Annotated in this window: 1 protein-coding gene; it reads left to right on the top strand. The window is 67.0% G+C overall.

The features are described 5' to 3' along the window. On the top strand, window positions 1-636 hold a 636-nt coding region (locus JGU66_36315), incomplete at both ends, for a non-ribosomal peptide synthetase (protein ID MBJ6766241.1).

Raw genomic sequence — 636 nt, 5'->3', positions numbered from 1 at the left:
AGCTTCGAGGCGCTCGTTCAGCGGCACGAGGCCCTGCGCACGACCTTCCGCGAGCAATCCGGAGCACCGACGCAGGTCATCCATGACGTGAGCGCGCGACACTTCGCGATCATCGATCTCCGGACGCTCTCCACGGGTCTTCGCTCGGCGGAGCTTGAGCGTGTCCTGACGAACGAAGCCCAAGGCCCCTTCGACCTGGCTCGCGGACCGCTGCTTCGGACGACGTTGGTGCGGCTGGCGGAGCGGGAGCACGTGCTCGTGCTGGTCATGCACCACATCGTCTCGGATGGCTGGTCCATGGGCATCCTCATGCGCGAGATGGCGGAGCTGTATTCCGCGTTCGTCGATGCTCGCGTCCCAGCCCTGCCCGAGCTGCCGGTGCAGTACGCGGACTATGCGGTGTGGCAGCGCGGCTGGCTCCAGGGAAGCACCCTGGAATCGCAACTGGATTACTGGAAGCACCAGCTCGCGGGTGCGCCTCGGGCGTTGGAGCTGCTGACGGATCGGCCTCGCCCCGCGGTGCAGACATTCCGTGGCGCGACCTGCGCAGTCTCCTGGCCACTGCAGCTGTGGGAGGGCGTTCAGTCACTGGCGCAGCGCGAAGGCGCAACGCCATACATGGTGCTGCTGGCCGCA

This window comes from Myxococcaceae bacterium JPH2, from assembly GCA_016458225.1.
In the GTDB taxonomy this organism is placed as follows: Bacteria; Myxococcota; Myxococcia; order Myxococcales; family Myxococcaceae; genus Citreicoccus.
This window is presented reverse-complemented; position numbering and strand designations above follow the sequence as displayed.